The organism is Actinomyces respiraculi (genome assembly GCF_014595995.2).
Lineage (GTDB): Bacteria > Actinomycetota > Actinomycetes > Actinomycetales > Actinomycetaceae > Actinomyces > Actinomyces respiraculi.
Genome location: NZ_CP063989.1, coordinates 31,211 through 57,882, shown reverse-complemented (window position 1 = coordinate 57,882; position 26,672 = coordinate 31,211). Strand labels below are relative to the sequence as shown.

Annotated in this window: 18 protein-coding genes; 10 read left to right on the top strand and 8 right to left on the bottom strand. The window is 71.2% G+C overall.

The genetic code is table 11. The features are described 5' to 3' along the window. Window positions 1-25 precede the first annotated feature (25 nt). From ID810_RS00230 to ID810_RS00215, 4 genes are all read left to right on the top strand, one after another. Entirely contained in the window at window positions 26-2,545 is a 2,520-nt protein-coding gene (locus ID810_RS00230; RefSeq protein WP_166857514.1) for a heavy metal translocating P-type ATPase, read from the top strand. Between the two features lie 416 nt (window positions 2,546-2,961). Then, window positions 2,962-5,799, top strand: a complete 2,838-nt coding sequence (locus ID810_RS00225; RefSeq protein ID WP_166857512.1) for a lysylphosphatidylglycerol synthase transmembrane domain-containing protein — start codon at window positions 2,962-2,964, stop codon at window positions 5,797-5,799. Window positions 5,800-6,136: 337 nt separating this feature from the next. Beyond that, the gene (tdh, locus tag ID810_RS00220) at window positions 6,137-7,207 is read left to right on the top strand and encodes an L-threonine 3-dehydrogenase (protein WP_166857510.1); all 1,071 of its coding nucleotides are present in this window, start codon (window positions 6,137-6,139) and stop codon (window positions 7,205-7,207) included. Window positions 7,208-7,210: 3 nt separating this feature from the next. After that, entirely contained in the window at window positions 7,211-8,401 is a 1,191-nt protein-coding gene (locus tag ID810_RS00215) for a glycine C-acetyltransferase (protein WP_166857508.1), read from the top strand. A 38-nt stretch (window positions 8,402-8,439) separates the two neighbouring features. On the opposite strand, the gene ID810_RS00210 is transcribed toward ID810_RS00215, so the two are convergent. Next, window positions 8,440-9,825 (bottom strand): amino acid permease, encoded by a 1,386-nt coding sequence (locus ID810_RS00210; protein ID WP_166857506.1) that lies wholly within the window; start codon window positions 9,823-9,825, stop codon window positions 8,440-8,442. A 102-nt stretch (window positions 9,826-9,927) separates the two neighbouring features. On the opposite strand from ID810_RS00210, the gene ID810_RS00205 reads away from it, so the two are divergent. The 4 genes from ID810_RS00205 (at window position 9,928) to ID810_RS00190 (ending at window position 17,047) form a co-directional block, all read left to right on the top strand. Continuing rightward, window positions 9,928-11,397 carry a DUF2079 domain-containing protein gene (locus tag ID810_RS00205; protein WP_166857504.1) on the top strand — a complete coding sequence of 490 codons (1,470 nt, stop codon included), beginning with the start codon at window positions 9,928-9,930 and terminating at the stop codon, window positions 11,395-11,397. Between the two features lie 34 nt (window positions 11,398-11,431). Further along, complete coding sequence (locus ID810_RS00200) at window positions 11,432-12,268, top strand: DsbA family protein (RefSeq protein WP_166857502.1); 837 nt, start codon at window positions 11,432-11,434, stop codon at window positions 12,266-12,268. Window positions 12,269-12,721: 453 nt separating this feature from the next. Then, window positions 12,722-16,429, top strand: coding sequence for a pullulanase-type alpha-1,6-glucosidase (gene pulA, locus ID810_RS00195; RefSeq protein WP_235931685.1), 3,708 nt, complete (start codon window positions 12,722-12,724; stop codon window positions 16,427-16,429). Window positions 16,430-16,525: 96 nt separating this feature from the next. Continuing rightward, on the top strand, window positions 16,526-17,047 hold the full coding sequence (locus tag ID810_RS00190) for an ATP-binding protein (protein ID WP_188232616.1): 522 nt from the start codon (window positions 16,526-16,528) through the stop codon (window positions 17,045-17,047). Window positions 17,048-17,049: 2 nt separating this feature from the next. Here the strand turns inward: ID810_RS00190 and ID810_RS00185 are convergent, their stop codons facing one another. From ID810_RS00185 to ID810_RS00165, 5 genes are all read right to left on the bottom strand, one after another. After that, window positions 17,050-18,294: an AI-2E family transporter gene (locus tag ID810_RS00185; protein WP_243856666.1), complete on the bottom strand. Its 1,245-nt coding sequence runs from the start codon at window positions 18,292-18,294 to the stop codon at window positions 17,050-17,052. Between the two features lie 61 nt (window positions 18,295-18,355). Next, the gene (locus tag ID810_RS00180; RefSeq protein WP_166857496.1) at window positions 18,356-18,826 is read right to left on the bottom strand and encodes a response regulator; all 471 of its coding nucleotides are present in this window, start codon (window positions 18,824-18,826) and stop codon (window positions 18,356-18,358) included. A 14-nt stretch (window positions 18,827-18,840) separates the two neighbouring features. Continuing rightward, a complete protein-coding gene (locus tag ID810_RS00175; RefSeq protein ID WP_166857494.1) occupies window positions 18,841-20,814 on the bottom strand; it encodes a sensor histidine kinase in 1,974 nt (657 codons plus the stop codon). After that, window positions 20,811-22,271: an SLC13 family permease gene (locus tag ID810_RS00170; protein WP_166857492.1), complete on the bottom strand. Its 1,461-nt coding sequence runs from the start codon at window positions 22,269-22,271 to the stop codon at window positions 20,811-20,813. The genes ID810_RS00175 and ID810_RS00170 overlap by 4 nt, the downstream gene beginning before the upstream one ends. 167 nt (window positions 22,272-22,438) lie before the next feature. Beyond that, window positions 22,439-23,317: an alpha/beta hydrolase gene (locus ID810_RS00165; RefSeq protein WP_235931540.1), complete on the bottom strand. Its 879-nt coding sequence runs from the start codon at window positions 23,315-23,317 to the stop codon at window positions 22,439-22,441. Between the two features lie 38 nt (window positions 23,318-23,355). Between ID810_RS00165 and ID810_RS00160 the strand changes: the two genes are divergently transcribed. Together ID810_RS00160 and mtnN are read left to right on the top strand one after the other, a co-directional pair. Further along, a complete protein-coding gene (locus ID810_RS00160) occupies window positions 23,356-23,853 on the top strand; it encodes an S-ribosylhomocysteine lyase (protein WP_166857490.1) in 498 nt (165 codons plus the stop codon). A gap of 114 nt (window positions 23,854-23,967) precedes the next feature. After that, window positions 23,968-24,708, top strand: coding sequence for a 5'-methylthioadenosine/S-adenosylhomocysteine nucleosidase (gene mtnN / locus ID810_RS00155; RefSeq protein WP_235931539.1), 741 nt, complete (start codon window positions 23,968-23,970; stop codon window positions 24,706-24,708). A 42-nt stretch (window positions 24,709-24,750) separates the two neighbouring features. Here the strand turns inward: mtnN and ID810_RS00150 are convergent, their stop codons facing one another. Beyond that, entirely contained in the window at window positions 24,751-25,056 is a 306-nt protein-coding gene (locus ID810_RS00150) for a thiamine-binding protein (protein WP_166857488.1), read from the bottom strand. A gap of 510 nt (window positions 25,057-25,566) precedes the next feature. Beyond that, a complete protein-coding gene (locus ID810_RS00145; RefSeq protein ID WP_166857486.1) occupies window positions 25,567-26,664 on the bottom strand; it encodes a YeiH family protein in 1,098 nt (365 codons plus the stop codon). Window positions 26,665-26,672 lie beyond the last annotated feature (8 nt).

Below are 26,672 nucleotides of genomic sequence, written 5' to 3'. Positions count from 1 at the left end.
CCGTCACGACCTCAGGACTCCTCCCATGAGCACACCGGCCCCCATTGCCACCGTGGACCTCGCCGTCGGCGGCATGACGTGCGCCTCCTGCGTAGCCCGTGTGGAGAAGAAGCTGAGCAAGCTCGAGGGCGTCGAGGCCTCGGTCAACCTCGCCACCGAGACCGCCCACCTCGTCCTCACCGCCGACGTCGACGACGACACCCTGGTGAGCACGGTCCTCAAGGCCGGCTACACCGCCACCGTCACCCGACGCGAGACGGCCGGTGGCTCCGACGGCGGGGCGCCCAGCGGCTCCGACGGCGAACCCGCACGTGCCCTGTTGGCCGCCGAGCCGACCTCAGGCTCCGTCGACGCCGAAGGCTCGGCGCCCATCCCGAGCGCCGAGCCCGGCACCTCCAGCGGGCCCACCGGACCCGCCGCGCCCGCCACCCCAGCCCTGGGCGCCTCGCACCTGGAGCGCGCCCGCCACCTGCGCACCCGCACGCTGGTCAGCCTGGCCCTGTCCGTCCCGGTCATGCTCGTGTCGATGGTGCCCGCCCTGCAGGTCTACGGATGGCAGTGGGCGGTCGCGGCCATGGCATTGCCCGTGGCGACCTGGGGCGCCTGGCCCTTCCACAAGGCCGCCCTCCAGGCGATCCGCCACGGCGCCTTCACGATGGACACGCTCGTGTCCCTCGGCGTCATCTCGGCCACCGGCTGGAGCCTGTGGGCGCTCATCTGGGGCGGGGCGGGCGAGCTCGGCACGACGATGGAGATGACCTTCCTGCCGCGCCACTCCGGTCACAGCGCACACATGTACTTCGAGTCGGCCGCGTGGGTCACCACCTTCCTCCTCCTCGGGCGCTGGGCGGAGGCGCGCGCCAAGTACCGCTCGGGCGACGCGCTGCGCGCCCTGCTCGAGCTGGGCGCCAAGGAGGTCACCCGCGTAAGGCTGACGTCGCCGTCGGGCTCCTCAGCGGCCATTGACGTGCTGGACGACGACGGCGCCCCGCGCGCCGACGCCCAACGCCACGAGGAGACGGTGCCGGTGGAGGTGCTGCGTGTCGGCGACCTGTTCGCGGTGCGCCCGGGAGAGAAGGTCGCCACCGATGGCGTCGTCGTCGAAGGGTCCTCGGCGGTGGACGAGTCCATGCTCACGGGCGAGTCCGTGCCGGTGGAGGTCGCGGTGGGCGCCACGGTGACCGGGGGCACCGTCAACACCTCGGGCTCCCTGCTCGTGCGGGCCGCCCACGTGGGCGAGGGGACCACCCTGGCGCAGATCGGCCGGATGGTGACGGCGGCCCAGGCCGGCAAGGCCCCCGTGCAACGCCTCGCGGACCGCGTCTCGGGCGTGTTCGTCCCGGCGGTCATCGTCCTGGCGGTGGGCACCGTCCTGGCCTGGCTGGCGCTCGGGCACCCGCTGCAGCAGGCCTTCATGGCGGGCGTGGCAGTGCTTGTGATCGCCTGCCCGTGCGCGCTGGGCCTGGCGACGCCGACGGCGCTGCTCGTCGGCTCCGGGCGGGCCGCGCAGCTCGGCGTCGTCATCAAGGGCCCCGAGGTGCTGGAGTCCACACGCACAATCGACACGGTGGTGCTGGACAAGACCGGCACGGTGACCGAGGGGCGCATGAGCCTCGACGTCGAGCGCGACCTCGTCGTGCTGGGCGCGGACTCCCAGGCGCGGGCTCTCGCGCTCGCCGGCGCGGTCGAGGCCTCCTCCGAGCACCCGGTCGCCCAAGCGATCACGACGGCGGCCCGCGACCGCCTCGGAACCCTGCCCGCGGTGCGCGGCTTCTCCAACCACGAAGGGCGCGGTGTGTCCGGCACCGTCATGCTGGACGGGACCGAGCACCGCGTCGCCGTCGGACGACCGGCCTGGCTCGTGGAGCAGGGGGTGGGCGTGTCGCAGGAGGCGAGCGCCTCCGTCGCCGCCTTCCAGGCCAGTGGCGCCACCGCCGTCGTCCTCAGTGTCGACGGCGAAGCCGCCGCGGTTCTGGCCGTGCGCGACACCGTGCGGGCCTCCTCTGGTCAGGCGGTCGCACGGCTACGGGCGCTGGGGGTGCGTCCGGTGCTGCTCACGGGCGACAACGCGCGCACGGCCGCGTACGTGGCCGAACAGGTCGGGATCGCGACCGACGACGTCATGGCCGAGGTGCTGCCGGCGGACAAGCGCGACGTGGTGGCGCGCCTGCAGGAGCAGGGACACGTGGTCGCGATGGTGGGCGACGGCGTCAACGACGCGGCCGCGCTGGCGCAGGCGGGCCAGCAGGGGTTGGGCATGGCCATGGGCTCGGGGACGGACGTCGCGATCGAGGCCGCGGACATCACGCTCGTACGGGCGGACCTGGGCGCCGTGGTCGACGCGATCACGGTCAGCCGCGACACGCTGCGGGTCATCAAGCAGAACCTGTTCTGGGCCTTCGCGTACAACGTGGCGGCGATCCCGCTGGCGGCCGCGGGGCTGCTCAACCCGATGATCGCTGGTGCGGCGATGGCTGCCTCGAGCGTCATCGTGGTGACGAACTCCCTGCGGCTGCGCGGTGCAGGAGGCCGGGCCGGCGAGTAGCCTGTGATACCCATGAGTGTGGGTGTTGCACGCTCATGTGACTGGTGTGACTCGGCCGATTCGGACCTTTCGTTGGTATTCCGCGATTTGTGTCCTGTAGCCGGAAACCGTCTCTGAGGCTCCCATGTGCATGGGTGTTGCTCGTGCACATGGGAGCCTAATGACTCGAGAGAGCCGATCCTAAAATCCGCAGAATCCTGCGGATCCTGACCGGCACCGGAAAGCGTGAGCGTGCATGAGCGTGCAGCGCTGGCAGCACAGGTCTCCGCGGGAACCTCCACCACGCCGCAGGACACCCCCTCTGCCGAGGACTTCGGCAGGGTCAGTGCTGGTCGGGCCCCACTCCTACCTACGCACGGGGCCTGTCCTCCCACGAACTGGGGACCGCCCGACACCCCGCCCGTAGACTCCAGGACATGACCGACGCCGTGCTCCCTGACGCCTCGGCCGACGACCTCTCCGGCACGTCCCCCGCCAGTACCGCCTCCGACCGCACCTCCCCGGTCGGCATCCCGCGCATCGGCCTGGCCCCGGTCACCGCCCCCACGCCCCGCCCGACCCCGGCGGTCCGCTCGCACACGCTCCTCGTTGACTCCCAGCCACGGCGTCTGCGCCGCGCCGAGGACCTGCTCGACCTGGTCCTCGCCGTCGTCGGAGCCCTGGCGACGATCGTCCTCGCGATCTACGCGCACGAGACGACAACCGGCGTCACCCAGGACGTGCAGAACGTCCTCACCACGGTCCTGCGGCAGATCCTCGTCCTGCCCCTCCAGGCGGTCGAGGGCCTGGCCACCTTCCTCATCCCGGTGACGGTCCTACTCACCCGCCTGTTCCAGGGCTCGTGGCGCAGCGCCCTGCAGGGCGCCCTCGGCGCGCTCGGCGGCTGGTTCGCCGGCCTGTTCATCTACCAGATGCTCGTCACCTGGGCCCCCGAAGCCCTGGTCGCGGGCTTGACGGTCACGGCCTCGGGCACGGCGCAGATCGGCGTATCGGCAATCTTCGCCGCCCTCGCCGGCCTGCTCACCGGCGCGGGCGACCGGCGCACATCGACAACGGTGCGCGTCGCCTGGGGCGTCGTGTGGGTCATCGTCGGGCTGACGGTGCTGCGCTCGGCCCTCACCCTGCCCGGCGCTCTCCTGTCCGTGCTCATCGGACGCGCCGTCGGCATCCTCGTGCGCCTGGCCCTCGGGGTGGACGACCGCCGTGCGCACGGCGTCGCCCTCATCCGTGCCCTGCGCCGTGCCGGCGTCGACGCGGTGCGCGTCGTGCGCATGGATCCGGCCCCGGACCCGCGCGCCTGGACGGTGACGACCGACGCGCCCCTGGGCTACACCGAGCGCGTGCGCGAGACCCCGCTGGCCGCTCCCGTGGACCTCAGTCCCCCGCCCGACACGGCAGGCACGCCCGACGCCGATGCCGCCGTCGGCCCCTCTGCCCACCCAGCACCCGCCCCGGCCGCCGAGGGGGAGGCCGCCCCACCCTCCTCCCGGCCCCCGCATCAGGCGCCCATTCACACGGAGTCGGCGAACACGATCGCCCCGGCCGACGACGTCGAGACCGCGGCCGCGCTCGCCGAGGCCCACTCCTCCGCGCTCACCGAGGGCCGCCCCTCCGTCCACCGGGTCTACGCCGTGTGGGACTCCCAGGGCGTGCGCCGCGACGTCACCGTCCTGGACGCCGACCGTCAGGTCGCCGGCTTCCTCGCCGGCCTGTGGGACCGCGTGCGCGTGCGCGGCCTGTCCCCCACCCGCGACCTGTCGGTACGGCCCGCCGCCGAGCACGCCGTCCTCATGACCCTCGAGGCCCGGCGCGTGGGCGTGCGCACCCCCGCCCTCCTGGGCCTGGCCGAGGCGCAGGAGTCCGTCATCCTCGTCACCGAGCACGTCGCCGACGCCCGCTCCTTCGACGCCCTGGGCTCCGATGTGCCCGAGGCGGTCCTCGACCAGCTATGGGAGCAGGTCGCGGCCGCGCACGCCTCCGGGCTGGCTCACCGCGAGCTCGACGGCTCGCACGTCGTCGTCGACGCCCGCGAACAGGTGTGGCTGCTCGACTGGGACTCCGGCGAGACCGCCTCCAACGAGATCTCCCGGCGCGTGGACCTCGCCCAGGCGCTCGCCCTCATCGCCTCCGCCGTCGGCGTCGAGCGGGCCATCGCCTCCGCCTCGCGGGCGCTAAGCACCCAGCAGCTCGCCTCCATCGCCCCGATGCTGCAGAAGGTCGTGCTGCCGGACTCCACCCGACAGGCGATGGGTCGGCGCGGCACGGTGCTGCAGGAGCTGCGCGACGCCCTCGTGGCTCTGACTCCGACGGCGCACGCCGAGCCCGCCCGGCTCACCCGATTCTCCACGCGCACCGTCATCATGGCGGTCGTCGCCCTGGCGGCGCTGTGGACCCTGCTGGCCCGCATGAACCTCGAGCAGATCAGCGAGGCGGTGCGCCAGGCGAACGCCTGGTGGATCCTGGCGGCCCTCATCTTCTCCCTGGCGACCTACGTCGGCGCCGGCCTCGCGCTCGTGGCCTTCTCCCCGGTACGCCTGGGCGTGCTGCGCTCCACGGAGGTGCACCTGGCCTCCTCGGTGGTCTCACTGGTCGCCCCCGCGGGTGTGGGTGGTGCCGCCATCAACCTGCGCTTCCTGGCACGTAAGGGCGTTCCGACGGCGATCGGCGTGGCAACCGTGGCCCTCGTCCAGGTGGTCCAGTTCGCCGTCACGGTGCTGCTGCTCGTCCTGCTGGCGGCGCTCACGGGCCGCTCGACAGGACTAACCCTGCCGTCGGGGTGGATCATGCTGGCCGCGGTCGTCCTGGTGGCGGCCGTCGCGGCGGCCCTGCTCATCCCGCGGGTGCGCTCCTTCCTGTGGGACAAGATCGAGCCGACCTACCGGCAGGTGTGGCCGCGCGTGGTGTGGATCCTGTCCAACCCGCGTCGCCTGGCGCTGGGTGTGGGGGGCACGCTGCTGCTGAGCCTGTCCTATGTCCTCGCCTTCGGGGCCAGCCTGTGGGCCTTCGGCTACACCCTGCCCTTCTCGGTCCTGGCGATCACCTACCTGGCCTCGAACACGGTGGGAAGCGTGGTGCCCTCGCCGGGTGGTATCGGCCCGGTGGAGATCGCGCTGACGGCGGGCCTCGTCGCGTCGGGCATCCCCTCGGGCGTGGCCCTGTCCGCCGCCATCGTCTACCGCCTCGTGACCTTCTGGATCCCCATTCCCGTGGGCTGGCTCAGCCTCCAGCGACTGCAACGCGAGGGCGACCTGTAGCGGGGCGGGTACTGCTCCCCTCGGCGCGGACCGGTGGAGCGTGCCAGACTCCTGGCAACCGCCCCGTCCTTCCGGAGGTTCCCTCATACGCTCTGCCCGCAGTCCTGGCCGCCGTGCTCGCCGCCGTGCTCGCCGTCTCCGGCGTGCTGCCAACCGGCTCCGACACACAGGCCGGCCCACAGCCGGCGTGGACGCTCCCGACGCCGTCGACCCACCCAGTTCCGGCTGGCTCAAGAACAGGTAGGTTCCGCGCGCGCCGTCTAGAGTGGGACGTGTAGACCGCCCACCCGGCGAGGAACCCGGTCGCACTGTCGCGGCCCATGCACAAGGAGATCCCATGCGTGCACTGCGCAAGCCGGCCCCGGGACCTGGGCTCGAGCTGCAGGACATCCCCGAACCCACCACCGGATTCCGGGAGGTGAAGATCCGCGTCCTGCGCACCGGCCTGTGCGGAACCGATCTGCACCTGGCCGGCTGGGACGACTTCGCGGCCGCCCAGCTGCACCCGCCGATGACCCTCGGCCACGAGTTCTACGGCGAGATCGTTGAAATCGGCTCCGGCACCGCCACCGACGAGTCCACCGCCGACGACGACACCGACTACCTGTCCATCGGTCAGCGGGTGAGCGTCGAGGGGCACATCACCTGCGGGCGCTGCCGCAACTGCCGTGCGGGCCGGCGCCACATGTGCATCCGCACGAACTCCATCGGCGTCAACCGTGACGGCGCCTTCGCCGACTACGTGGTCGTGCCGGCCCGCAACGTGTGGCCGCAGGCGGATACGATCGACCCGGACCTCGGGGCGCTGTTCGACCCCTTCGGCAACGCCGTGCACACCGCGATGCAATTCCCCCCGGCCTCCGAGGACGTCCTCATCACCGGAGCCGGCCCCATCGGTGTCATGTGCGCCGCCATCGCCCGGCACTGCGGGGCGAGGAACGTCGTCATCACGGACCTGTCCGACTACCGGCTCTCCCTGGCTGAGAAGGTCGGGGTCACCACGGTCAACACCGGCCGCGAGGACCTGCGCACGGTGATGCACGACCTGGGGATGACGGAGGGCTTCGACGTCGGCCTTGAGATGAGCGGGGCGCCGGCCGCGACCCGTCAGATGATCGACGTGTGCAACCACGGTGCGAAGATCGCCATGCTGGGGCTGCCCAAGGCGGGCTACGAGATCGACTGGAACAAGGTCATCACCCACATGCTCACCATCAAGGGTGTCTACGGCCGCGAGATGTATGACACCTGGTACAAGGGGTCGTTCATGCTGGGCTCGTCCGAGCGCCTGCGCAACGAGATCCGTGGGCTCGTCACGCACCGCTTCGCCCCCGAGCAGTGGCAGGACGCCTTCGAGACCGCCCGCTCCGGCGAGTGCGGCAAGGTCATCATCAACTGGGAGGAGTGAGGGATGTTCGCCTTCAAGCAGGAGATCAGCGAGGAGCTGGCCGCCATCGAGTCCGCCGGGCTGTACAAGCGCGAGCGGGAGATCACAAGCGCGCAGGGTTCCGAGATCGAGACCGCCGAGGGGCCCGCCCTCAACTTCTGCGCCAACAACTACCTGGGGCTTGCCGACGACTCGCGCGTGCGCGACGCCGCTCACGAGGCCCTGGACCAGTGGGGCTTCGGCATGAGCTCGGTGCGCTTCATCTGCGGCACCCAGTCCCCGCACCGCGAGCTCGAGCGCGAGCTGGCCAGCTGGCTGGGGACCGAGGACGCGATCCTCTTCTCCAGCTGCTTCGACGCCAACGGGGCGATCTTCGACGTCCTGCTGCGTGCCGGGGACGCGATCATCTCCGACGAGCTCAACCACGCCTCCATCATCGACGGCGTGCGCCTGTGCAAGGCGACCCGCTACCGCTACCGCAACGCGGACATGGAGGACCTGCGCACCCAGCTCGAGGCGGCGAAGGCGGCGGGCGCGCCGCGCATCATGATCGTCACCGACGGCGTGTTCTCCATGGACGGCTCCTACGCGCCCCTGCCCGAGATCGTGGCCCTGGCCGAGGAGTACGGGGCGCTCGTCATGGTGGACGACTCCCACGCCACCGGTTTCGTCGGGGCGAGCGGCGCGGGCACGCCCGAGCTGTTCGGGGTGACGGTGGACGTGCTGTCGGGCACGCTCGGCAAGGCGCTGGGCGGGGCGAGCGGCGGATACATCGCGGGCCCCCAGGAGATCGTCGACCTGCTGCGCCAGCGGGCCCGCCCGTACCTGTTCTCCAACACGGTGGCGCCCTCCGTCGTCGGCGGCTCGCTGCGGGCAGTGCGGATCGCCCGTCACGCGGACGAGTCGCGCGCGGTGCTGGCGCGCAACGCCGAGTTGTTCCGCTCCCTTATGGAGCAGGCGGGCTTCACGCTGCTGCCCGGTTCCCACGCGATCGTGCCGGTGATGTTCCCCGGGATGCAGGGCGCGGTGCTGGCCGGGCGCGTCGCGGACCGCATGCTGGAGCTGGGCGTGTACGTCATTGCCTTCTCCTACCCGGTGGTGCCCAGGGGCAGGGCCCGGATCAGGGTGCAGCTGAGCGCGGCGCACACCGAGGAGGATGTGCGCCGGTGCGTGGCGGCCTTCACCCAGGCGCGCGACGAGGTGCTGCACCGCTGACGCCTCGCCGGAGGGGCCGGCCGGGGCGGCGCCCTGCCTCAGCGACGCGCTCGCCGACGGTGAACCACCCACGCCACCGCCATCGCCGCGAACCACAGAGGCGAGGCGAGGAGCGCTTGGCGGGTGTCCTGCGCCAGCGTGAGCGTCCAGGCGACGAACGCGAAGAAGGCCAGGCTCGCCCAGGCCGCCGCCCGCCCACCGGGAACCTTGTAGGCGCTCGCCTCGTGACGCTCCGGGTAGCGCGTGCGGTAGCGCAGGTAGGACACGACGATGACGCCCCACACGACGATGAACAGCACGGAGGCCACCGTCGTCACCGTCGTGAAGGCCGACATGATCGAGCCTGACAGACTCATGAGCGGGATCGAGGTCAGCAGACCGACGCAGGTCACCAGCAGGGACCAGCCCGGCACACTGCGACCGCTCAGCCGCTTGAACACGCGCGGCGCCTGGTGGGCCCAGGCCAGGCCATAGAGCATCCGGGAGGTCGAGTACAGACCGGAGTTCGCGCTCGAGGCCGCGGCCGTGAGGACAACGAAGTTGACGACACTGGCAGCCACCCCGAGCCCGGCCAGGGCGAACATGGACACGAAGGGGCTGTTCTCTGCGGAGACCTCACGCCAGGGGGTCACCATCATGATGGCCGTCAGCGCTCCGACGTAGAAAAGCACGATGCGCACGGGAATGGCGTTGATCGCCTTGGGCAGGGTGACGTGCGGGTCCTTGGCCTCTGCCGCCGTCGTACCGATGAGCTCGGTGCCGATAAAGGCGAAGACGGCAATCTGGAAGGCCCGGGCGAAGCCGTCGAAGCCGCGGGGGAAGAAGCCGCCGTCGGACCACAGGTTGGTCACGGAGGCGACAGCCCCGTTGGGGGCGGTGAAGCCCACAGCCACCATGGCGACGCCGACAGCGACAAGCGCGAGGATCGCCACGACCTTGATGATGGAGAACCAGAACTCGATCTCCCCGAAGGCCTTGACCGTCGTGAGGTTGATGGACAGCAGCAGCGCGACGGTGACGACCGGCGGCAGCCACAGGGGGACCCCCGGCCACCAGAACCGGACGTAGCCCGTGATGACGATGACCTCAGCCACGGCCGTCACCAGCCAGGAGAAGTAGTAGGTCCAGCCGGTGAGGAACCCGGCCCACGGCCCAACGAGGTCGGCGGCGACGTCGGCAAAGGACTTGTAACTCAGGTCGGAGAGCATGACCTCGCCCAGGGCCCTCATGACGAGGAAGAGGACCGCACCGATGAGGGTGTAGACGACCACCACGGAGGGCCCGGCCAGGGAGATTGTCTTGCCGGAGCCCATGAACAGGCCGGTACCGATGGCCCCACCGATGGCGATGAGCTGGACGTGGCGATTGGTGAGCCTGCGCTGGAGCTGGCCCTCGGCAACGATCTCATCGACGGTCTTCGGCATGCGGCCTCCTGGGAGCGGGACGTGGGGGCAGCCTACGTCCGCGCGCCCCGGTCACCGAACTCAGGCGGCCCCGGTATCTCCTACTCGCTAGGCTCGTCGCCGATGAGCCTTCTCGCACGCACTGTCCGCCGTCCCCCCGCCGACATCCCTCCCGCTGTTGTGGCAGTCGTCGTCGGTGCCGTGCTTATGTGCACGTACTCGGTGGGCCAGTGGGTCTCGATGCAGGTCCCCAGCTGGGACCTGGCGATCTTCTCCGAGCTGGCGAAGGCCTACGCGCACCTCGAGGCGCCCATCGTCCCCATCAAGGGTGAGGGCTATAACTTGCTGGGGGACCACTTCCACCCGATCCTCGTGCTGCTGGGTCCCGTGTGGGCGCTGTGGCCCTCGCCGCTGGCGCTGCTCATCGTGCAGGACCTTCTCCTGGCGGTCTCCGCCTGGCCCATCACCCGGCTGGCGGCGCGCACGACGAGCCCGTGGGCCGGCGGTGCGCTCGGCATCTTCTACGTCCTGGCGTGGGGCATGCAGGGGGCGGTGGCAGCCCAGTTCCATGAGATCGCCTTCGCGGTGCCGATGCTCGCCTGGGCCTCGGTCGCCTTCGTCGAGGGCCGCTGGCTGGCCAGCGCCCTGTGGTTGGTGCCGCTGGTGCTCGTCAAGGAGGACCTGGGCCTGACCGTGCTCATGGCGGGCCTGGCCATCGCGTGGCGTGCCCGCGGCGAGCAGGTCCAGGTGCGAGGCCGGCGCATCTCGGGTGCGGGCCTGGGCCTGGGGGTGGCGCTCTTCGGCCTTGCCGCCTTCCTGCTGACGGTGCTGGTGCTTCTGCCCGCCCTGTCCCCGACGGGCACGTGGGAGTACGGGCTGGGCGGCAACGCAGGCGACGGGTCGACGGCGGCCGCCACCCCCGGCGGTCTGCTGGCCCGGCTGCTGTCCCCATCGGTCAAGCTGGCGACCCTGGCAGTGCTGGCGATGACGGCGGGACTGGTGGGTCTGGCCTCGCCGTGGATGACGCTGGTGCTGCCGACGCTCGCCTGGCGCTTCCTGGCCGGCAAGGAGGCCTACTGGCAGTGGGAGCACTGGCACTACAACACCGTGCTCATGCCTATCGCCCTGGGCGCGCTGCTGGACGTACTCGTGCGTCTCAAAGGCGAGCGCACGTGGATGCAGGCGTCGGTGCCGGTGCGCTGGCTGTCGGTGCTGGCGGTGGGGCTGCCCCTCGTCCTGGGGGTGGTGACGACGCCGCGCCTGGCCTTGGCCGCCATGCTCGAGGAGGGCTGGGGGCAGGAGCCGCCGCGTGCGGCGGCCGCCCAGCAGGTGCTTGAGACGGTGGCCGAAGGCTCGACGGTGAAGACGGACCTGGGGCTGCTCGCCTACCTCGTGCCGCGCGCCAACGTGTACTGGGTGGGGAGCGCCTCAGTGGATACGGATTACGTCATCATCGACACCCAGTCCTCGGCCTGGGGCGGCAACCCGCCGGTCAACGCGGCCGAGTGGGCAACGAGCACGTCGTCGGGGGCCGTGTACGAGCTGGTCCTCGACGTCGAGGGCTACCAGGTGGCTCAGCGAGTGGCACGGTGATGCCGGCCCCGCGCTCGTCTGAGAGACTGTCCTTATGACCACGGTCCCCACCCCAACCCCCGAGTCCACTTCCCCCGCGAGCAACAAGCCGGGCCCTCACCCGGCGGTCCTCACGGTCCTCATCATCATCGCCGTGCTGCTGGCCCTTATCGCGGCCATGTTGGTCGTGCGTGACACCGACGGCCCGGCGGCGTCCACCACCTTGCCGGTGGTGGCCGGCTCACCCACGCAGGAGAGCCAACAGACCCCGGCACCTGCCCAGCCGACGGCGCAGCCGACCTCCGCTGCATCGGTGACGGACGAGCAGGTCCTGGAGCTCATGCACGCCGAGGTGCACAGGGACCCCGAGGACGGTCGGGCCAGAGGCGCCCTGGACGCGCCGGTGGTGCTCGTCCTGTACTCGGACTTCTCCTGCCCGTACTGCACGCTGTTCGCCCAGAACGTCGAGCCGGGTCTGGCCGACCTGGTCAAGGACGGCACGCTGCGCATCGAGTGGCGCGATCTGGCTCAGATCTCCGCCTCCTCGCCGCTGGCGGCGCAGGCGGGGATCGCGGCGGCGAACCAGGGGCGCTTCTGGGAGTTCCACGACGCCGTGTACGCGGCCGCGGACCCGCAGGGGCACCCGGAGTACACCGAGGAGTCGCTGGTGGCCTTCGCCGAGCAGGCGGGGGTGGCGGACCTGGAGCGCTTCCGCACGGACATGACCGCCCAGGAGACGGTGGACCGAGTGAGCGAGGCGACGGCGCACGCCCACCAGCTGGGCATCAAGGGCACGCCCTTCCTCATCGTCAATGACGCGGTCATCGGCGGCTACACGCCCGTGGAGTTCGTGCGCCAGACGGTGCTGGAGCAGGCGGAGTTGGTCGGCTGAGTTCCGATGGCGATGCTGGCGTCCCTCGTTGATCGTCTGCCCCACACGCCATCCACCCCCTCCCACCCCGCCGAGGTCCCCGGCATATGGCTGCGGGCGCGGGCGGGGTGAGGGCGGGGGTGGGGCCACCCGGCCTGCAAGAACCTTGCAGCGTCTTGCGTCGTCCGACACTGTGACCTACGCTGCCGTAGCGCGCCCTCCTCGGAACACACCGGGCATGAGCCTCGCATTCCCTTGGAATCTCATCCTCGTTCCTCCCAGCTGGGGCGCGTCGGCACAGACGAAGGAGTCACCGTGCACATGCAAGCCCTGCACGCCTTGCGATCCATCTGGTCCTGCGTCCCCATCCGGAGCACACACCCCGGCAGAGCAGCACACCCTCCTCGGCTGGTACCCACCCATCGGCACCCCTGGGCACGGGCCCTGACCGCCGCCGTCGCCACGCTCGCACTCGTGGGCGCCTCCCTCAACTCCGCCCTGTCACCCACCGCCCAGGCCGCCGACGAGGCCACCCCCGGCCTCCAGGTCACCGTGCCCGGCAGCCACAACGACGAGATGGGCTGCGCCACTGACTGGGCACCCGACTGCACCGCCGCCACCCTGACCCGCGATGCGCTCTCCGGCCTCTACACCGCGACCTTCGACCTGCCCGCCGGCACCTACGACTACAAGGTCACCATCGGCGCCACCTGGGATGAGAACTACGGCGCCAATGGCGCGGCCGGCGGCGCCAACATCACCTACACCACCGGCGGTGGACCGGTCACCTTCTTCTACGACCCCGTCAGCCACGTGTCCTGGACTGACGCCACCACCCCGTACATCACCCTGCCCGGTTCCTTCCAGGACGAGCTCGGCTGCCCCTCCGACTGGACGCCCGACTGCCTGGCCACCCTCATGCGCCCGGCGGCCGACGGCACCTTCACCTTCACCACCGCCGCCCTGCCAACCGGCTCCTACGAGGTCAAAGTCGCCCACGGCCGCTCCTGGGACGAGAACTACGGCGTCGACGGCGCGCCAGGCGGCACCAACTACACCTTCTCCGCCACCACAGGCAAGGACGTGACCTTCACCTACGACCCGGCCACGCACCTGCTGAGCATCGCCGTCGCCGACCCGCCCGTAGCCGGCACCGGCGAGGAGCGCGCCTACTGGGTCGACGAGACCACCCTGGCCTGGCCCACCTCCCTCCTGCCCGAGTCAGTCACCCGCGACCAGGCGGTGGCCGCGGGCACCCCCGCCGCCGTCAGCTTCGCTCTGGTCACCTCCCCCGACGGCGGAGCGGGCCTGTCCGACGGCACCGTCACCGGCGGCACCGAGACGCCGCTGCGCGTGAGCGGGGACCTGAGCGCCGGCGTCCTCGCCAACCACCCCAACCTCACCGGCTACCTCGCCCTGTCGCTCACGGGCGCCGACGGCACCACGCTGCTCAGCCGCAGCCAGGTCGAGCAGGCCCTGAGCGGTCAGGTCGCGGTCGTCGAGCGCCGTGCCGACGGCACCGTGGCCGCCTTCACCGGTGTGCAGAACGCCGCCGTCATCGACTCCCTGTTCACCCCGGCCCCCGACGCCCCACTGGGCACCACCTTCTCCGACGGCGTGCCGTCCTTCGCACTGTGGGCCCCCACCGCCCAGTCGGTCACCCTGCTCACCTGGGCCACCGGCCAGGCCACGGGCTCAGCCCCGCTGGTGGCCGGGCAGGCCGTGCGTACGCAGGCCGTGCGCGGCAGCGACGGGCGCTGGAGCGTGGCCAACACCGACGGCGCCATCACCGCCGGCTCCCAGTACCTGTGGGAGGTCACCGTCTACGTCCCCGACACGGGCCGAGTCGAGACCAACACGGTCACCGACCCCTACTCGCTGGCCCTGACCATGGACTCCCAGCGCTCGGTCGCCGTCGACCTCAGCCGCCCGGACCTCATGCCCCAGCAGTGGGCCCAGACCGCCAGCCCCGTCGTCACCTCCGACGCCGGCCGCACGATCTACGAGCTGCACGTGCGCGACTTCTCAGCCGCTGACACCTCCGTGCCCGAGGCCGAGCGCGGCACCTACCTTGCCTTCACCCACCCGGAGTCGGCGGGGATGACCCATCTGGCCGAGCTCGCCGAGGCGGGCATCGACACGGTGCACCTGCTGCCGACCTTCGACATCGCCTCCATTGGGGAGGACCGCAGCCACCAGCAGGTGCCGGACATCCCCACGGACGCCGGCCCAGCCTCGGAGGCCCAGCAGGCCGCCGTCGCCGCCGTGCGTGACGCCGACGCCTACAACTGGGGCTACGACCCGTGGCACTACCGGGCGCCGGAAGGCTCCTACGCCACCGACGGCAACCAGGACGGCGGCGCCCGCACCTACCAGTTCCGCCAGATGGTGGGGGCACTGCACGCCGCAGGCCTGCAGGTGGTGCTCGACCAGGTCTTCAACCACACGGCCGCTGCGGGCCAGTCGCCCGCCTCGGTGCTCGACCGGATCGTGCCGGGCTACTACCAGCGGCTCGACGCCAAGGGTGACATCTTCACCTCCACCTGCTGCTCGAACACGGCCACCGAGAACACGATGGCTGAGCGCCTCATGATCGACTCCGTGGTCACCTGGGCACGCGACTACCACGTGGACGGCTTCCGCTTCGACCTCATGGGCTACCACTCGGTGCAGACCATGCAGGCGCTGCGCACCGCCCTGGACAAGCTGACCCTGGAGACCGACGGCGTGGACGGCTCAGCCATCTACCTCTACGGCGAGGGCTGGAACATGGGGGAGATCGCCAACAACGCGTTGTTCACCACCGCCACCCAGGGCCAGCTCAACGGCACCGGCATCGGCACCTTCAACGACCGTCTGCGTGACGCCGTCCACGGCGGCGGCCCCTTCGACCAGGACCCGCGCACCTACCAGGGTTTCGGCACGGGCCTGTACACGGACCCCAACGGGATGGACCCGCGCAGCAGCCAGGAGCAGCTGGCGGACCTGGGGCACGCCACCGACCTCATCAAGCTGGGTCTGGCGGGCAACCTGTCAACCTTCACCTTCACCAACCATGACGGCACGGTGCGCTCGGGCGCCCAGATCGACTACAACGGGCAGCCCGCCGGCTACGCATCCAGTCCGGAGGAGACCATCAACTACGTTGACGCCCACGACAACGAGTCCCTCTACGACCTGGGGATCTTCAAGCTGCCGACGGGCACGAGCGTGACGGACCGAGTGCGTATGAACACGCTGTCCTTGGCAACCGTGGCCCTGGGGCAGTCGCCCACGCTGTGGGCCGCGGGCACAGAGATCCTGCGCAGCAAGTCCCTGGACCGCGACTCCTACAACTCCGGGGACCACTTCAACGCCATCGACTGGACGTACCAGACCAACGGCTACGGCAACGGCCTGCCCGTGGCGTCAGCCAACAGCTCCAAGTGGGACATCATGCGGCCCCTGCTGGAGGACCCCACGCTCAAGCCGAGCCCGCAGGACATCGCCACCTCTCAGGCGCAGGTTCTCGACCTGCTGCGCATCCGCAGCTCAACGCCCCTGTTCCACCTGGGTTCGGCCGAGCTCATCCAGGAGCGGGTGTCCTTCCCGAACTCGGGTCAGGGTGCGACACCGGGCGTCATCGCGATGCTCATTGAGGACCGTCCGCTCCCGGGAGCCGGGATCGCCGCAGGCACGATGCGGGCCGCTTCCACGAGCACGGCCGACATCGACCCGCAGGTCGGGGCGCTGCTCGCGGTCTTCAACGCCACTGATGAGCCGGTGGCCGAGACGATCACCGACCTGCAAGGCCGGCAGTTCGTCCTGCACTCGGTCCAGGCCGAGGGGGCCGACCCGGTGGTGAGGACCTCCACCTTTGATGCTGCGACGGGTACCGCGACGGTTCCCGCCCGCACGGTTGCCGTCTACGTCGAGGTACAGAAGCCGGCTGCTCAGCCGACACCGGAGCCCAGCGCCCCGAGCGGTGACACTCCGGGCGCAGACACCTCGGCTCAGTCGGGTGGTACCTCCACCAAGGCCCCGGCGGGTGACTCGGGTACCAACACGGTGGCCGGGGCGTCCCAGCACGGCGGTGAGTCCACGACGCTGGCCCGCACGGGTGCCGGCGACCTCGTGCTGCTCTGGGTCCTGTGCATGGTGCTGGTGGGCGCAGGAGTGTCTCTGCGTCATCGCCGGGCCTGAGGGTAGGGCGCCGGCGGCCCAGCCTGCGGTCGGGCGAGAAGCTCGCGCGCGGCGGCGAGCACGGCCTCCTCGCTGCGACTGACACGCACAGGGATGGTGCTCACCAGCCCGGGCGGCCTGTGGGGACTGAGCGTCGACCATCTCGGCACACCGGACGGCAAGAGCGCCGTCAACGAGTTCCTGTACGGCATCTGCCGACATGTGGGCGCACGCGACCACCGCGTTATCGAGGCGATGGGCGCCGGCATCCGGACCGCGCGCGACGCTCTGAGGGAGGCCGGCCTCGAGCCCCCGCAGTTCATCGACAACGGGCTGCGCTTCACGGTCATCTTCCCCAACCACGCCTTGTACCCGCACGGAGACCTCCAGTGGCTGGGCACCATCGAGACGACGGGACTCAGCAGAACGCAGCGGGAGGCCCTGCTGCACATGCGCTCAACCGGCCCCATGACGAACGGCGCCTACCGACGCCTCGCCGGGGTGGACTCGACAACCGCCCGAACCGATCTCAAGGACCTCGTCGCCCGCGGACTGGCGGTCCAGACAGGCCAACGACGTGGCACGCACTACGTCCTGGCGCCCGGCCTGGCCTCCGGCATCACTCGCGAACCGGTATGAGATCACTCGACCGGTTGTGAGATAACCCCGGTGTTCTCGTTGACCGCCTCTGCGCCGTCGGAACCCTCGCGGGAGTCCCCGATGGCCTCACGCAGCTCGTCAGAGACGGCGTCCACGGCCTCGTCCATCCCATCACCATCCGGGTCGAGGGCGGCAACCGTGCGCGAGTCCACCGCCCCGGGGCGGTCCACCGGCTCGTCCCCCGCGGACAGGAAGATCCCCACCCAGGCCGAGCGCGGGTCGGAGTCGATAAGGACCGCCTTGGCGAACAGCGTGAGCGGCACGGCCAGGATCGTGCCCAGCGCGCCGATGACGCTGGACCAGAACACGAGCGACAGGAAGGTCGTCGTCGTGTTGAGCCCCACCGCGTCACCGGTGAACTTGGGCTGGATGAGGGTCTGGATGACGAAGTTGAGCACCGAGTAGGCGATGACCACCCACAGGGCGGTCCACGCCCCGGAGTCCACCAGCGCCAGCAGGGCCGGCGGGACGACGCCGATGACGAAACCGATGTTGGGGATGTAGTTCGTGATGAAGGCGAGCACGCCCCAGGTCACCGCCATCGGCACCCCGAGGATGCCCAGGGCCATGACGTCCAGGACCGCAACGATGAGACCGAAAATCGTCGAGACCAGCCAGTAGGAGCGCACCGACTGGGCGAAGCCGACCAGGCCCGTGGCGATCCCCGGTTTGAGCTCGGCCAGGGCCGTCGCCCGCACCTCGACGCGGGCCATGTCGAACATGAGGAAGACCACCGTCATCGCCATGATCATGAGGATCGACCCGAAGGAGGTCAGCTGGCCCATGAGCTGTTGGGCGAGGTCCACCACGCGGCTTGTGGAGACCATCGAGGAGACCTGGTCCAGGAGCGTGTCCTGCTCGATGCCGAGCGAGACCAGCAGCGCCTGGGCCTGCTCCCAGATCTGCTGGAACTTCTCGGTATAGCGCGGCAGCGTCTCGATGAGCTGGGCGATGGCGACACCCAGGGCGACGAACAGCCCGATGACGAAGGTGTAGATGATGAGGATCGCCGCCAGGGCGGACACGGGGCGCGGGACGCGGTGGCGTGAGGCCCAGGACACGAACGGGCGCACCGTGAGCACGAGGGTCAGCGCGAAGAAGGCCGGCCCGATGAGGTTGCGCATGAAGTAGATACCGATGCAGCCGACCACGAGGGCGGCAACGGTGACGATGGTGGCCTCTCCCTGAGTTCGTCGGCCTGCGATAGCGTCCTGGTGGTCACTCATGGCACACGATCCTTCCATGCCACCGGCCAGTGCGCCCTGCGCCCCTGGTGTGAGCCGACGCTCAGCGCAGCATCTCCATGGCCCGGGCGCCGTCGATCGCCCGCAGGTGCGGCAGGGGGTCCAGGCCGGTGCCCACCACGAAGTCCGTCAGCTGCTCACGCACCACCGCCTGCATCTCCTCCGGCCGCCAGGGCTTGGCCACGTAGTGGTCGAGGCCCGCCTCGTTGACGGCGCGGATCGTATCCGCCTGGTCCGCCTGACCGGTGACGAGGACCTTGCGCGCGTCGGCCGTGCGCTCGTCGCCCTCCATGGCGATGAGCATGTCGACGCCGGTGGTGCCGGGCATGCGGTGGTCGGCCAGGACGAGGGCGACGACGTCGCCGTCGGCCTCCACCTCCTGAACGACCTCCCAGGCGTCCTCGACGTCCTCAGCCGGCTCGACACGGACAACGTCCGCGAAGGGCAGCAGGTCGCCGACGACCGCGTCGCGGACCTCGGGCTCGTCGTCGACGACGAGAATAGTGAGCTTCATGGCTGCTCCTTGGGTCAGGGCGCTGGGCGCCGGTTGGTCGGCAGGACAACCCGGACGCGGGTGCGACCGGGACGGGAATCGACGTCGATCGTGCCGTCATGCGCGTCGACGACCGACTTGGCCAGGCCCATCCCCAGACCGAGGCCGAAGCGGACCTTGCCGTGGTTGGTGGTGAAACGCGGCTCAAAGATGCGCGGCAGGGTCTCCGGGGCGATGCCGGGACCATTGTCGACGACGTCGACCCGCACCCCCGCCGCCTCGGACGCCACCCGGACGGACACCTCCGGGTGGAACTCCCGCCCCTGCGCCTCAGCCTCCTTGACCGCGCCGGTCAGGGCGTCCGCGGCGTTGGACAGGATGTTGGTCCACACCTGGGCGAGCTCGCCCGCCCGCCCCGGGACCGTGGGCACGTCGTCGTAGTCGCGCTCGATCTCGACGCCGCGCAGCCGGTGGGCGGTGAGCCTGAGGGAGTCCTCCAGGACCTCGCGCACGTCCACCTCCTGCTCCATCTCCCCTTCGGGGCGCACATAGGTGGACAGGGAGGACACCAGTCTGCGCACGCGCTCGGTGGCGGTGCGCACGTTGCGCTCCTCGCGGCCGATGGAGGCGGCCGCGAGCGCCACCTCCAGGCGTGCCGGATCAGCGACGAGGGCGCGCACCTCCTCGTGGGGGGTGTCCGCGTCCATGCCGAGGCTGACCAGGCGCCGGGCGAGCTCGCGGTCCCCGACGACCTTCTCCAGGGCCCGGCGGGCGGCGCGCTCATCACGGGTGGAGACCGCGGAGCGGCTGAGTGCCGCCATGACGGACTCGCGGATGAGGGGGCCCTGCGGGTGCGTGGACATGATGGTCATGAGGTCGGCGCGCAGGTGGTCGTTGGCGCGCTCGAGGGCGGAGACGGGGTTGTTGAGCTCATGGGCCACACCGGCCGCCAGCTCGCCGAGGGTCGCGAAACGCTCCTGCGCCAGCAGCTCCAGGCGGGCCTGCTCAAGGGCGTCCAGGGCCTCCTGGGTGGCCACGCGCTGAGCCTCGACGGCGGCGGCCAGCTCGATCTTCTCCACCTGCAGGATCTCGGAGCGTGCCAGGCGCTTGGTGAGGGAGGAGATGAGCAGGGCGGCAAGGATCTGCTCGGTGACCGGGTTCTCCTTCAGGGCGCGGTCAAGCTGCTCGATGGACAGCAGGATGAGCTCGACGTCGGTGGTGGTGGTGGCGGTGACGAAGGCCTTGCCGCGCTCGGCCAGGGACACAAGGCCGACGATGCGCCCGGTGGTGGCGTGGTGGAGGATGACCTCGCCGACGGGGGTGTCACGGGTCAGGGCAACGGAGCCGGACAGGACGACGCCGACGGCGTCGACGGGCTGACCCTGGTGGGTCAGGCGCACCCCGGCGGGCAGCTGGAGGCGCGGGCGGGGGCCCAGGACCTTCTCGCAGGCGTCGATGAACTCCTCGGTGAGCCGGTCGGTGGAGTGGGACAGGGACTCGATGAGCGGGGCGTGGGTGAGCGTGGCGGAGCGTCCGGCGCCAAGCAGACGGCGTCGGACGTCGCCGGGACGGTTGTCGCGCATCCACCGGCGCAGCTGGGCGGCGGCACGGGACTCGATGGCGCCGGGGCGCCAGGGCACGGCGATGACCTCGCGCACAAGGTCCGTGTCGAAGGCGTGGCCGATGCCGGTCAGGGCGGTGCGCTCGGTGAGCAGGGCAAGGCGGGCGGTGGCCAGGGCGTGGTGGCCGGCCAGGACGGTGGCGACGTCGTCGAGCCGGCCAACCTCGTCGGTGGCGAAGATGACGGCGACGTCGCCGATCCGCTCGGCCTCGGGCCCGTCAACGAGGGCGACGAGCTCATCGAGGAAGTGCAGGCGCTCGACATTGGCGACCTCCCCGACCGAGCGCCCGGCCTCGTGGGCCACCTGCCCGCCGACCATGCCCGGCGAGATGACGGCGACGGTGAGCGGGGCCTGGGTGTGCTCGCCGTGCGCGTCGGGCCCGCTCATAGCAGCCCCAGGGCGCCCCAGATCGAGGGCATGAACAGCACAAGCAGGACGGTGCCGATGACGCCGACGACGATGCCGACCTTGGTCATGTCCGCGGTGGTGACCTCACCGGTGGCGTAGGCGATGGCATTGGGAGGCGTTGAGATCGGCAGGCTCATGCCCAGCGAGCAGGCCAGGGCCAGGACGACGGCGATGGTGACGGGCTCGAGGCCGTCAATGCCGGTGGCCAGGCCCATGGCCAGTGGGATGAGGAGGTTGGAGGCGGCGGAGTGGCTGATGACGTTGGACATGCCCAGGCCCAGGGCCCCCATGACGATGACGACGACGAGGGCGGGCATAGCGCCCCAGTTGAAGAGACTGAGGATCCAGGCGTCCAGGCCGGTGGCGCCCACGCCGTCGCCGAGCGCGATACCACCGGCGACGAGCCACAGGACCGGCCAGGACAGTCGGCCGAGGTCCTCGCCACCCATGACCTTGGTGACGAGCAGGGCGACGACGGCGAGGAAGCCGACGACGTTGGCGTTGATCCCGTGCAGGGACTCGGTCATCCACGCCAGGATGACGCAGTCGGCGATGACATAGAAGGTCACGGCCTTGCGGTCGGTGGCCCAGGAGGCCTTCATGTCGAGCTCGATGCCCAGGCCATTGGGGATGAACAGGGCGATGAGCAGCAGCCAGGCGCCGATGAGGATGACGAGCATGAGCGGCACGGCCATGACCATCCAGGAGGCGAAGGAGATGTGGTAGCCGCGCTCGGCCAGGGCCCCTAGGGCGATGGCGTTGGGGGGCGTGCCCACGGGAGTGCCGATGCCTCCGACGTTGGCGGCCACGGGGATTGACAGGGCCAGGCCGGTGCGGGGCTTGCCGGAGGGCAGGGCACCGAGGATGGGGATGATGACGGCGAACATGGTGGCCGTGGTCGCCGTGTTGGACATGAACATGCTCAGCAGGGCGGTGATGACCATGAGGCCGAGAACCGTGGTGCGCGCCGAGCCGGTGAAGGGCTTGATGAGGACGGCCGCGAGGTTCTTGTCCAGGTGGTACTTGGCGGCGCCGTCGGCGATGAGGAAGCCGCCGAGGAAGAGGATGATGACGGGGTTGGCGAGCGCCCCGAGGAACGTGGAGTAGGCGGTGGCGTCCTCGGGCACCGGCAGGAGTGCCTGGTTGGACACGAGCAGGACCTCGAGCCCGATGACGAGGACGGCGGTGGCGACGAGCGGGATGGCCTCGGTGACCCACAGGACGATCGCGAGGAGGAAGATCGCGAGCATGCGCTCGCCCATGTCGTCGAGGTCCGGCACGTCGAGGACGAGCGGCAGGAGGAAGGCGATGCCCCCGAGGATGAGGCCGATCACCTGCTTCGTGCTCAGGGGCTCTCTGCGCGCGGGACGGGAGGCGGCGGCGCGGCGATCGCGCACGGCGGCTGGCCTGGAACGGCGCACGGACGGCGTCGGCATGGTCTTCCTTCCTGGGCCCCGTCGTCGGGGTACGGGATTCCCGGCCTCACTGCCGGGGCAGGATGATCTTATGCGGTTGATCACAGGTGCGTCATGGTTCCGGCGCCCGTTCTCGCCGGACCCCGGCCCCGGTGGGACCCCGGCGTGACAGGCGTGACAGCGGACGGTCAGGCGCCCAGGTAGCGGCGCAGCCAGGGGTCGACCACCCGGTGGAAGGCCTGCGGATCGCAGCGGCGCACGTCATGACCGGCACCGGGCACAAGGGCGGTCTCGATCCACGGGTTACCCAGGCGGCCAAGGAGCGCCAGGCCTTCGGTGCCCACGCGGGCCGAGCCCGGGCGGTCGCCGGTCACCAGCAGGGTCGGCACCGCGAGCGTCGCCATGGCCTGCTCCCACTCGGCCTCTGGGGCGACGACGCCGGTGACCAGCAGTGCGGGGTCCGTGTGCTGCTGCGCCCAGACTCCTGCCACGGCCTCGGTCTCGGGCACCTCGTCGTCGGACAGGATCCGGGCGAGGGCGGCGGGCAGGTCCGCCAGGTCCCGGCCGCGCATCCGGGCCCGGGCGGCGCCGCGGGCGCGCAGCTCCTCGGGGCCGCGGGTGCCGTAGCGGGCGGGGTCGATGAGGACGACGCCGCCAAGCAGGTCGGGACGTCGGGTGGCGGCGACCATGGCGGTGGCGGCCCCCATGGAGTGTCCGACGACGACGGGGCGGGCCGCGGCGACCGGCAGGTCGGCACTGCGCCGGGCGTGGCTCTCCTGGGCGAGGTCGGTGAGGGCCTGCAGGAGGTCGTCGGTGAGGATGGCGCCGGCGTCGGACAGCTCCTCCTGGCTCCAGCGGGGCGACAGGCCGTGCCCGCGGGCGTCGAGGGCGATGACCCGGTAGCCGGCTGCGGCCCAGTGCTCGAGGGCCTCCGAGCTGCTGGCGGCGCTGGAGGTGATGCCGTGGAGGTAGACGAGGGTCGGCGCGTCGGGGGCGCCGAGGACGTAGCGGGCCAGCCGACGGCGGGTCGGGGCGGGCGGTTCGGCCTGGGCGTGGGTGTCGGGCACGCCCCCATCCTGCCCTGTCACCCGCCTACCCTGGGGCCATGAGCGAGCAGAACGAGTCGCACACCCTGACCGATGGCCCCCGGATGAACGTCGAGTCCTTCAACCTCGACCACACGAAGGTTCGTGCGCCCTTCGTGCGGGTGGCGGACCGCAAGCGCCTGCCCGGTGGGGATGAGCTCGTCAAGTACGACGTGCGCTTCTGCCAGCCCAATGTCGAGCACCTGGGGATGCGGGCCGTGCACTCCATCGAGCACCTGACGGCCGAGCTCATGCGCAACCACACGGACCGGCTCATCGACTTCTCGCCGATGGGCTGCCAGACGGGCTTTTACGCCCTGACCCTCGGCGTCGAGCCGCAGGAGTTCGCGGCGCTGCTCGAGGTGACCTTCCGTGACGTGCTGGAGGCCGGGCAGGTGCCGGCGGCGAACGAGGTCCAGTGCGGCTGGGGGGCGAACCACTCCCTGGCCGAGGCGCAGGAGGCGGTGCGCGCCTTCCTGGCCGAGCGCGAGACGTGGGACGTCGTCATCCCCGACTAACCCCCCTCGAACTCCTCGGTCTGCTCTCGAACGTAAACGGTGAATCGCCGTACGTTCGAGAGCAGATCAAGGAGTTGGGCGAGAAGTTGGGCGAGGGCACTTTAGGCTCGAAGCATGAGCCTGAGCCCCCGACCGGTCGCCGCCCTCGTCGTCGTCGCCATGCAGGAGGAGGCCGAGCCCTTCCTCCACGCCCTGCCCGCGCGGGCGGAGGCGCCCGCCGTCGAGCTGCCCGGGCGCGCGCAGGCCTGGTCCCTCAACCTCGACGGGCGCGAGCTCGTCCTCCTGCGCTGCGGCATCGGCCTGGTCGCCGCCGCGAGCGCCCTGGCCTCCACCCTGACCCAGGTCACCCCCGAGGCCATCGTCTCGGCCGGCACCACGGGGGGGCTCGCCCGCACCGTTGAGGTCGGTGACGTGTGCGCCTGCACCCAGGCGGCCTACAACGACGTCGACGCCACCGCCTTCGGCTACGCCCTGGGCCAGACGCCGGGTCAGCCGGCCGTCTTCACCGCCGACGACGCCCTGGTCGCACGCGTGCGCGAGGTGGGCGAGGCCGCACTGCTCCAGGCGACCGCGACCTCGGGCGCCTCGCGGGTGCACGTGGGCCAGATGCTCGCGGGGGGCTCTTTCGTCACCGCCACGAATGTGGGCGCCACGCGCGAGCTCTTCCCGCAGGCGGTGAGCACGGACATGGAGACCACCGCCGTCGCGCAGGTCGCGCACGCCCACGCCATCGCGTTCCTCTCGGTGCGCGGGGTCAGCGACCTGTGCGGGCCCGAGGCCGGGCAGGACTTCCACATCGGTGCCGATGAGGCGGCGGCTCGCTCGGCCGCCGTCGTCCTGGCCGTGCTGCGCTGACGGCTGGGCGCTGACTGACAGCCGGACACTGCGGGGCCCGGCTCAGCCGCGGCGCAGGTGCTGCTCGATGCGCTCGACCTTCGCGCTCAGCTGGCCCTGCCAGCCGGGGCGGATGTCGGCCTTGAGCACGAGCGCGACGCGCGGGCTCACCGCGGCCACGGCCTGGCAGGCGCGCTTGACGACATCCATGCACTCGTCCCACTCGCCCTCGAGGGTGGTGAACATGGCGGTGGTCTCGTGGGGCAGGCCGGAGTCGCGCACGACGCGCACGGCGGCGGCCACGGCCTCGGAGACGGAGCCGTCGGGGGCGTCGGTGGTGGTGGGGGACACGGAGAAGGCAACGAGCATGCCCTCAGGCTAGGTGTACTTCCCCGTGGGGTTGTGGACGTGGCTGGCGTGGTCTGGTCGTCCAGGACCTCGCAGTAGACCAGGCGCGAGTGCGCGTCGGTGGTGTGGTGCAGGCAACCGGTAGCCGCCAGTGGCCCGTGCCCTTGCGGCCAGGGTCCCGGTCCTTGGCCCGCTGCGCGCTCAGCGCGGACCGCCATTGATCAATTCGGACCACCTTCGGTCGTTCGGACCACCTTCGGTCGTTCGGACCACCCCAGACGCGTCCGTAGGTGGTCCAAACGACGGCAGGTGGTCCAAATGGCAGTAGGTGGTCCAAATGGCAGCACCCCACCCACCGGCTGACCGTCGCCGGCCAGACCTGCAAGCACTCGGCCGCCCGACGCCGCCCCGCGGCCCCGGCGAGCGGTCAGGAGTTGCAGTTCGGGTGGGCGGTCAGACGGGCGCGGTCCCGGCGGGCGCTCAGGAGGCGCAGTTCCGGCGGGCGGTTCGGACGGGCCGCCAGGCGGGCGTTCAGGCCACGAGCACCAGGACGCCCACCAGCGGCACCAGCGCGCCCACCACCCCCGCGAGCGCACCGAGCAGCAGGGCGCGACCGCCTGAGCGCGCCAGACGGCGCAGGTTGACCCCGGCGCCCATGGCGCACATCGCCATCGTCAGCAGGAAGCTCGCCACGACGTCCACCCCGCTGAAGACGCCTGCGGGGATACTGCCCTCCAGCAGGGAGCGCAGCACGACGGCGGCGAGGAAGCCCAGGACGAAGAGCGGCACGACGGGCGTGCTCGCACGGTGGGTGACGCTCTCTCCGCGCAGGACCTGGCCGACCTCCTCGGCCGCCGTGCGCTGGGCCACCAGCCGTGCGGCCCGGCGGGTCTCCAGGACGCCCACAATCGCGACGAGCGGGGCGAGCAGAACCACCCGCCCCAGCTTGGCGACGACGGCGACGTCGAGCGCGGCCGTGGAGACCAGTCCGGCCGCCGCCACCACCTGGCCGACCTCGTGGACGCCGGCGCCCACCCACACGCCGGCGGGCACGGCGCCCAGGCCGAGCGCACTGACCAGCAGGGGCAGGACGAGGATGGCGACGGTGCCGAAGAGGGTGACGGAGGCGATGGCGGTGGCGGCTGCCTCCTCCACGCTCTCGGCTTCCTCGTCGTCGGCCCGCAGGACGGCGCTCATGCCGGCTACGGCGGCGGCCCCACAGATGGCCGTGCCGGTGGCGGTGAGGATGGTCGTGGCGCGCGGGACGCCGAGCAGCCGCCCGGCCCACAGGGTCGCGAGGTAGACGCAGGTGACAGTGGCGACGATGACGCCGATGGCCCCCCATCCGAGCGAGAGCACGGCCGGCACGGACAGGCGCAGGCCGAGCAGGACGACGCCGGCGCGCAGCACCGTGCGGGCGGTGATCTTGAGGCCGGATTCGGCGAGGGCGGGGACGAGGCCCAGGTTGCGCAGGAGCAGCCCGACGAGGATGGCGATGAGCATGGCCGAGACGAGGGGGACGGCCGTGTTGACAGCGGTGGCCACGGCGGCGACCGCCGCGCACAGCATGATGCCGGGCCATCCGGCGGCGAGGGCGGGCCGGGACGATGAGGAGGGGGTGCTCACCATCCAATCCA

What these genes read in the sequence shown, in the direction of transcription:
- ID810_RS00230 (WP_166857514.1), top strand. Translation starts at nt 26, where the DNA reads ATGAGCACACCGGCCCCCATTGCCACCGTGGACCTCGCCGTCGGCGGC.
- ID810_RS00225 (WP_166857512.1), top strand. Translation starts at nt 2,962, where the DNA reads ATGACCGACGCCGTGCTCCCTGACGCCTCGGCCGACGACCTCTCCGGC.
- tdh (WP_166857510.1), top strand. Translation starts at nt 6,137, where the DNA reads ATGCGTGCACTGCGCAAGCCGGCCCCGGGACCTGGGCTCGAGCTGCAG.
- ID810_RS00215 (WP_166857508.1), top strand. Translation starts at nt 7,211, where the DNA reads ATGTTCGCCTTCAAGCAGGAGATCAGCGAGGAGCTGGCCGCCATCGAG.
- ID810_RS00210 (WP_166857506.1), bottom strand. Translation starts at nt 9,825, where the DNA reads ATGCCGAAGACCGTCGATGAGATCGTTGCCGAGGGCCAGCTCCAGCGC.
- ID810_RS00205 (WP_166857504.1), top strand. Translation starts at nt 9,928, where the DNA reads ATGAGCCTTCTCGCACGCACTGTCCGCCGTCCCCCCGCCGACATCCCT.
- ID810_RS00200 (WP_166857502.1), top strand. Translation starts at nt 11,432, where the DNA reads ATGACCACGGTCCCCACCCCAACCCCCGAGTCCACTTCCCCCGCGAGC.
- ID810_RS00185 (WP_243856666.1), bottom strand. Translation starts at nt 18,294, where the DNA reads ATGAGTGACCACCAGGACGCTATCGCAGGCCGACGAACTCAGGGAGAG.
- ID810_RS00180 (WP_166857496.1), bottom strand. Translation starts at nt 18,826, where the DNA reads ATGAAGCTCACTATTCTCGTCGTCGACGACGAGCCCGAGGTCCGCGAC.
- ID810_RS00175 (WP_166857494.1), bottom strand. Translation starts at nt 20,814, where the DNA reads ATGAGCGGGCCCGACGCGCACGGCGAGCACACCCAGGCCCCGCTCACC.
- ID810_RS00170 (WP_166857492.1), bottom strand. Translation starts at nt 22,271, where the DNA reads ATGCCGACGCCGTCCGTGCGCCGTTCCAGGCCAGCCGCCGTGCGCGAT.
- ID810_RS00160 (WP_166857490.1), top strand. Translation starts at nt 23,356, where the DNA reads ATGAGCGAGCAGAACGAGTCGCACACCCTGACCGATGGCCCCCGGATG.
- mtnN (WP_235931539.1), top strand. Translation starts at nt 23,968, where the DNA reads ATGAGCCTGAGCCCCCGACCGGTCGCCGCCCTCGTCGTCGTCGCCATG.
- ID810_RS00150 (WP_166857488.1), bottom strand. Translation starts at nt 25,056, where the DNA reads ATGCTCGTTGCCTTCTCCGTGTCCCCCACCACCACCGACGCCCCCGAC.
- ID810_RS00145 (WP_166857486.1), bottom strand. Translation starts at nt 26,664, where the DNA reads ATGGTGAGCACCCCCTCCTCATCGTCCCGGCCCGCCCTCGCCGCCGGA.